Consider the following 6709-nt stretch of genomic DNA (forward strand, 5'->3'; position numbering starts at 1 on the left):
GCTCCTGTCTCCGCGCTCTCGCACCTTGATCAAAGCCTGGTTTTCAAATTCTTTGGAATGTCGATTTCTTTTCATGGGTGGCGCTCCTATGTGGGTTATCCACAAATTCAAGGGAGCGACAACTAGTCTGACTCAGGGGGCTGGGCGAGCCCGACTTTGGCGCGCCACCCGCCGTGCGCGCCGAGCTGCAACGCATCGCGGGCAGCCACACCCCCTTGCCTTACACCGGCGCACTGGGCCTGCCCGCCTTGCGCGAGGCCATCGCCGGCTTCTACCAAAGCGCGCATGGCCTCAGCATCAGCCCCGAGCGCGTGGTGGTCACGGCCGGCGCCTCGGCGGCGCTGCTGCTGCTCACCGCCGCGTTGGTCGATCCGGGCGACGAGGTGCTGGTGGGCGATCCCTCTTACCCTTGCAACCGCCAGTTTTTAAGCGGCTTCGGCGCCGACGTGCGGCTGGTGCCCACCGATGCAAGCTCGCGCTTCCAGCTTGATCTGTCGGCCGTGCAGCGCCACTGGAGCACGCGCACCAGTGGCCTGATGATTGCCACGCCCTCGAACCCCACCGGCACCTCGGTGCCAAGGGCCGAGCTGGCCGCCATCTGCGACTGGGCTCACGCGCATGGAGCCTGGCGCATCGTCGACGAGATCTACCTGAACCTGAGCGATGTCGACGCGGCCTCAGGCCAGCCCGCCCAAACCGCGCTGGCCTTTGATCCCGGTGCCTGCGTCATCAACAGTTTTTCCAAGTACTTCGGCATGACGGGCTGGCGCCTGGGCTGGGCCGTGGTGCCCGATGAGCTGGTGCCTGCGATGGAGCGGCTGGCACAGAACTACTACATCTGCGCCTCAAGCCCTGCGCAGATGGCCGCATTGGCGTGCTTCACGCCCGAGTCCATCGCGGTGTGCGAGGCGCGCAAGCAAGAGTTCGCCGAGCGGCGGGCGCTGGTGCTGCAAGGGCTTGAAGACATCGGCCTGCCTGTGCCCGTGCGGCCCGATGGCGCCTTCTACGTGTACATCGATGTGAGCGGCACGGGGCTGGATGCGATGCGCTTTTGCGAGCGGGCGTTGCAAGAGGCGCACGTGGCCCTGACGCCGGGGCATGACTTCGGATCGTGTGGGGCCGCCAAGCATGTGCGCTTGTCATACGCCGCGTCGCAAAGCGACCTGCGCGAAGGCCTGGCACGGCTCAAGCGCTTCGTGGCCACGGTTTAAGCTGGCAGCAAGGGCACCAGGAACGCCCGGTCCACCGCCAGGTTCTCGGCCGCCAACCTTTGAAACTCCGTGGACACCGGCAGCTCCAGCTGGCCCTGCTGCACAGCCTCCCAGAATCGATGCGCCGCTTCGGCCGCCAAGGCCCAAACCTCGGGCTTGGCGCCAATGGTGCTGAGCTTGGGCGTGATGGGCGTCAAGGCCGGGTCCACACCGCCGCCGATGGACGCGTAACGCATGGGCAAGATGTCGTAGGCCGGCGCAATGCCGCTGTACTCGCCGTCTTCGCCCAGCAGCACGGAGATGTTCTCGAAGTGCCGGTCGGTGTTGCCAATGAGCTCGCTGAAGGCGGCCATCACATCCACATGCAACACGTCTTGTGCCGACAGGTACCGGGCTTGCAGACAGCGCGCGGCAAACTCCGACCACGTGTCCCGCGCGCCAAAGAACTCATCATCGATGGCCCCTGCCGACAGCATCCCGACACGCCCATGGGCGCCGATCCGGTCGAAGCGTTGAACCTCCAGGAAGACGTAGTCGTTGGAGGCCAGCAACTGGGTCTTGGACGCAGGCACGCCCACGCCCGCCAATGATTGCAGCGCCAGGTGCTCGAAGGGGAGCAGCTCCGCCATGCGGCTGCCCCGCCGGGCGAACTTCACAATGGCATGGCCCATGTCCTCGGAAAGGATCAGAAACTTGGGCTGCTCGCCCCCCGCGCTGGAGCCATGGGCCGAATCCTTGAGCTGGTTCGCCATGGCCACACAGTGGTCCAGCTTCTGCGCAGGGGGCGTCGGCGCCAGCTGGCGGAAATCCATCTCTCGCTGCAGCGAGGCGGTGCCGTAGACCAGGTTGCCGGCCAGGTTCAGCCCACGGGTGAAAAGGTGGGCCACGCGGTGGTCGTCACCCCAGTCCTTCAGGCTCTCGGGGAAGTGTGTGTCCACCGCGGACGCGGCTCTCGCCACTTGCCGACCAAGGAAGCCGGAGGGCGAAGAAAAGGCCATGTAGGGCGGCAGGCCTTCGTACAAGGTGGTCTGCGTCGGCGTTCGCTCCAAGGTCGCGCCCCCGGTCAGGAACTCGACCTCGGCAAAGGTCTCCATCGTGCCGGTGTTCGAAATCCTGAAAATCGTTTGACGGGGGTTGAGGCCGCCGGGCAGATCCCGCAGCCTGCCGTACTTCGGGGTTCGGTCGCCTGACACCCTGAAGGAGGTGAACAAGGCGGGGTACGCCTGAATGGTTCGTGACAGGGTTGGTTGGCTGACACCCAGCGCATTCATCAACTCCTTGGCCGAGCGGGGGCCGAAGCGCATGGTGCGCTCCAACTCCTTGATTCGCTGGGAATTTTCGTGCTCAGATCCCGAGGTCATGGCTTTTAAGAATAATTCATGAATAATTCATTTATTCTATGAGGCTTTTTTTGATTTTGACTATCAAAGACCCATCGCAAGCGACTGCCAGTCAATGGCGGTGGATTATCGATGCAAAATAAGCGACAATTGAGGCCGAAAATGCATCAATCACTTGCCTCCGTCCTGCTGCCCGAATACCGCCGCCGAGTGCTCGGCCTCCTGTTGCTGCGCCCCGACGAGGCCCTGCACGGGCGAGAGATTGCGCGCCGAACGGGCCTGGCCGCAGGCACGGTCACTCGGGAGCTCACCAAGCTGGCCGAGGTGGGCTTGCTGCGGCGCGAAAAGCGCGGCAACCAGCAGGTCTACAGCGCTGACAAAACCTGCCCTGTGTTCACCGAGCTGGCCAGCATGCTGCGCAAAACCTCCGGCATGGCCGATGTGCTGGTACAAGCTCTGGCCCCGGCCGCCCCTCACATCCGCGTGGCGTTTGTGTTTGGCTCTGTCGCGCAAGCGCGCGAAACAGCAGGCAGTGACATCGACCTCATGTTGATCGGCAATGTGGGCTTCGGGCAAGCGGTGGAGCTGCTTTACCCCGCACAAGCTGACTTGGGCCGAGAAGTGAACCCCAAGGTATTTTCTGCGGACGAATTTTCGCAGAAAGCCGGGTCTGAGCCGTTTTTGCGCGATGTGCTGTCCAAACCCAAAATATTCTTGATCGGGAGTGAGCATGAGCTTGCAGAACTTGCTGGGCATCAGCCTTGACACCATCGCGCCTGACAAGGCGCAAGTGGCCAAGCTGCTGGCCGCCGCACAGCGCAACATTGACGATGCGCAGCTGGATGGGCTGAGCGCCGAGAACCGCTTTGACGCTGCCTACAAAGCGATCATGCAGCTGGCCATGCTGGCGCTCAACGCCAACGGCTTTCGCACACTGACCAGCAAACCCGGCCACCACCAGACGGCCATTCAAACATTGACGCTGACCATGGCCTTGCCCACCCAGAAAGTCATCGTGCTGGATGCGCTGCGCAAGCAACGAAACCTGGCGGATTACTCTGGTGATTTGGTGCCCGACTCGGCGGTGTTGGCTTGCTTGATGGGTGCCAAAGAGCTGCACGCGCATGTGGTGGTTTGGCTGGCAGCGAACAAACCCGAGTTGCTGTGAGCGTTATGGTGGCTTTGCGGCGAGGGCGGGCGCCGCTCAAGGCGCCCAAGATCCCCCCGCCAGCAGAATGGCAAAGAATTTAAAGCGATCCCGTGTCATGACCCGCCAACTCAAACAAGCCTTGCTCCTGGCCTTGCTCTCGCTGCGCGACATGCTGGCCTCGGCCGGCCCCGTGCTGCTGCTGGCCCTCAGCCTGCTGGCCGCCACCTACTGGTGGCTCGACCCGCAACCCCCGCGCACCGTCACGCTGGCCACGGGGCCTGCGGGCAGCGCCTATGCCGATTTCGGCCAACGCTATGCCCAAGCCTTGGCCAGTGACGGCATCCGCGTGCAGCTGCTCACCACCGAAGGCACCGTGGGCAACCTGCAAGCCCTGCGCGAGGGCCGCGCCGACGTGGCCTTCGTGCGGGGCGGCAGCGGCAGCGGCGACATGCGCCACGATGCCAAGGCCGGCATCATGTCGCTCGGCGCGCTGTTCTACGAGCCCCTGTGGATCTTCTACCGCCCCGCCGCGATCAAAGGCGCGCCGAGCAACCAGGGCGTGGCCACCGCCGTGGCGCTGACCTCGCTCAGCCAACTGCGCGGCCTGCGCGTCAACCTCGACCAGCCCGGCAGCGGCGTGCCCGGGCTGATGAACCGCCTGCTGCAAGCCAACGGCCTGACCCCCGACGAGGTCATCGCCAGCGACATGACACCGGAAGCAGCCGCACAGGCCCTGCAAACCGGCCAGCTCGACGCCCTGGTGCTGGTGACCCCGCCCGAATCTCCGGTGGTGCAGCGCCTGCTGCAAGAACCCGGCATCGCCCTGGTCGACCTGCCCCAGGCCGATGCACTGGCGCGGCGCTTCCCCTTCTTGCAAACGGTGACGCTGCCGCGCGGCATGGTGAGCCTGGCCCGCAACCAACCGCCTGACAGCATCGGCCTGCTGGCCACCACCACGGCCCTGCTCACCAGTGAAGATACCCACCCCGCCTTGCGCCAGCTGTTCGCGCAGACGGCCCAGCAGGTACACGGCGAATCTGGCTGGTTCAACGGCGCGCGGGATTTTCCGAACACCCGCACCAGTGAGTTGCCGGTCAGCCCCGAGGGCGATCGGGCCATCAACGGCACGCCGCCCGTCTACCAGCGCTACCTGCCCTTCTGGGCCAGCAATCTGCTGGAGCGCATGTGGCTGGTCATCGGCGGTTTGATCGTGTTGCTGCTGCCCCTGTCACGTGTGGTGCCGCCGCTGTACACCTACCGGGTGCGCCAGCGGGTGTTCCGCTGGTATGCGCGCTTGCAGCAGGTGGAGGCACACATGGAAGACGGCGATGCCGACCACACCGAATTGCTCAACGAGCTGGATGAGCTGGCCCGCGTGGCCGCGCAGATCACGGTACCGCTGGCGCATGCCGATGAGTTGTATGCGCTCCGAAATAACATTGACAGAACGCGCAGGCGCTTGCTGGCGCGGGCCAGCGTTGCACCCTTGGCGAAGCAGGTGAACCATGGCTGATCGTCCTTCTCACCAACCCTCCCTGGTCCGCCGCATCCTCTGGCTCCTGGCCGGGCTGGTCCTGGCTTTGGCCTTGATCCTGGCCTGGCAAACCTGGCGCTTCCCTTCACGGCAAATCCAGGTCGCCCCCGGCCGGGCGTGGCGGTCGATGCCGCCGCGGCAGCACAGCGCCTGAGCGCCGCCGTCCAGTTGCGCACCGTGTGGTCTGCCACCGATGCCAACGCGGCATCGTTTGAAGCCTTGCGCCAACTCATCCAGACCAGCTACCCCGCTGTGCACGCCACCTTGACGCGTCAGATCATCGGCCAGCACGCCTTGCTCTACACCTGGCCGGGCACGGACCCTCAAGCCAAACCCATCGCCTTGCTGGCCCACCAGGACGTGGTGTCTGTGGCGCCGGGCACGGACAAGGACTGGCAGGTGCCGCCCTTCTCGGGCGCGATCCAGGACGGCTTCGTGTGGGGCCGTGGCGCCTGGGATGACAAGTCCAGCGTGATGGCCATCCTGGAAGCGGTCGAATCCCTGGTGAAGGCCGGTTTCAAGCCGCGCCAAACCATCTACCTGCTGTTCAACGCCGACGAAGAAGTAGGTGGCGACGAGGGTGCCGCGCAGGTCGCCAAGCTGTGGCGCCAGCAGGGCATCAAGCTCGATTTCCTGCTGGATGAAGGCCTGGTGATCACGCACGGCCTGGTGCCTGGCGTGAAGGCGCCGGTGGCCTTGGTGGGCATGGCGCAGAAGGGCTACCTCACGCTCAAGCTCACCGCCAAGGGGCAACCGGGGCATTCCAGCCAACCGCCCAAGCGCCATGCGATCGGGGTGCTGGCCGAGGCCTTGCAGCGCCTGGAAGCCCACCCCTTGCCTGGCCGATTGGAAGGTTTGCCGCGCGAGATGATGGAGTCGGTGGCGGCAGAGGCGAGCGGCCCGATGCGCGTGGTGCTCAGCAACCTTTGGCTGACGCGGTCTTTGGTCGAGCGCGAGCTGGCCAAGACCCCCGCCGCCGACGCCATGCTGCGCACCACGGCCGTGCCGACCATCTTGAACGCCGGTGAGTTGGAGAACGTGGTGCCGGGGTTGGCAATAGCCACCATCAATTACCGGCTGCTGCCGGGCAACACCAGCCAGCAGGTGATCCAACACGTGCAGCAGGTGGTGGAAGGCCTGGACGTGAGCGTGGAGCGCCAGCCCAAAAGTGCAGAGGCCGCGCCCGTGTCCAGTACCGACTCAGCGGCGTACCGCGCCCTGGCGCGCAGCATCCGCGAGTTGCAGCCCGGCACCGTGGTGGCGCCGGGGCTGTTGATCGGCGGCACGGACTCCATCCACTTCACGGACTTGGCCGAGACCATCCTGCGCTTTCGGCCCATTCACGCCACGGCCCAAGACTTGCCGCGTCTTCATGGCACGAATGAGCGCATTGGGGTGGCGCAGTATGCGGAAATGATTCAGTTTTATGAGCGCTTGCTGCGGAATGTCAATGAGCGTTGAATCAACCACACCC

The 6709-nt window shown here is 64.9% G+C and carries 7 protein-coding genes; 6 read left to right on the forward strand and 1 reads right to left on the reverse strand.

Annotated elements, in window-relative coordinates; genetic code table 11:
• Nucleotides 1-140: 140 nt before the first annotated feature.
• Nucleotides 141-1211, forward strand: a complete 1071-nt coding sequence (locus H7225_RS04010) for an aminotransferase class I/II-fold pyridoxal phosphate-dependent enzyme (RefSeq protein ID WP_290659503.1) — start codon at nucleotides 141-143, stop codon at nucleotides 1209-1211.
• Here the strand turns inward: H7225_RS04010 and H7225_RS04015 are convergent.
• A complete protein-coding gene (locus H7225_RS04015) occupies nucleotides 1208-2515 on the reverse strand; it encodes a HipA domain-containing protein (protein ID WP_290659497.1) in 1308 nt (435 codons plus the stop codon). The genes H7225_RS04010 and H7225_RS04015 overlap by 4 nt on opposite strands.
• A 198-nt stretch (nucleotides 2516-2713) precedes the next feature.
• Here H7225_RS04015 and H7225_RS04020 point away from each other — a divergent pair, with 198 nt between their 5' ends.
• From H7225_RS04020 to H7225_RS04040, 5 genes are all read left to right on the forward strand, one after another.
• Entirely contained in the window at nucleotides 2714-3316 is a 603-nt protein-coding gene (locus H7225_RS04020; RefSeq protein ID WP_290659498.1) for a MarR family transcriptional regulator, read from the forward strand.
• Nucleotides 3282-3719 (forward strand): DNA-binding protein, encoded by a 438-nt coding sequence (locus H7225_RS04025; RefSeq protein ID WP_290659499.1) that lies wholly within the window; start codon nucleotides 3282-3284, stop codon nucleotides 3717-3719. The genes H7225_RS04020 and H7225_RS04025 overlap by 35 nt, the downstream gene beginning before the upstream one ends.
• A gap of 97 nt (nucleotides 3720-3816) precedes the next feature.
• A complete protein-coding gene (locus H7225_RS04030; protein WP_290659500.1) occupies nucleotides 3817-5214 on the forward strand; it encodes a TAXI family TRAP transporter solute-binding subunit in 1398 nt (465 codons plus the stop codon).
• A complete protein-coding gene (locus H7225_RS04035) occupies nucleotides 5207-5389 on the forward strand; it encodes a hypothetical protein (protein WP_290659501.1) in 183 nt (60 codons plus the stop codon). Before H7225_RS04030 ends, H7225_RS04035 begins: the two co-directional genes overlap by 8 nt.
• Nucleotides 5353-6696: a M20 family peptidase gene (locus H7225_RS04040; RefSeq protein ID WP_290659502.1), complete on the forward strand. Its 1344-nt coding sequence runs from the start codon at nucleotides 5353-5355 to the stop codon at nucleotides 6694-6696. The genes H7225_RS04035 and H7225_RS04040 overlap by 37 nt, the downstream gene beginning before the upstream one ends.
• Nucleotides 6697-6709: the final 13 nt, after the last annotated feature.

It is taken from the genome of Aquabacterium sp., from assembly GCF_014378415.1.
Taxonomy (GTDB): Bacteria; Pseudomonadota; Gammaproteobacteria; order Burkholderiales; family Burkholderiaceae_C; genus Aquabacterium.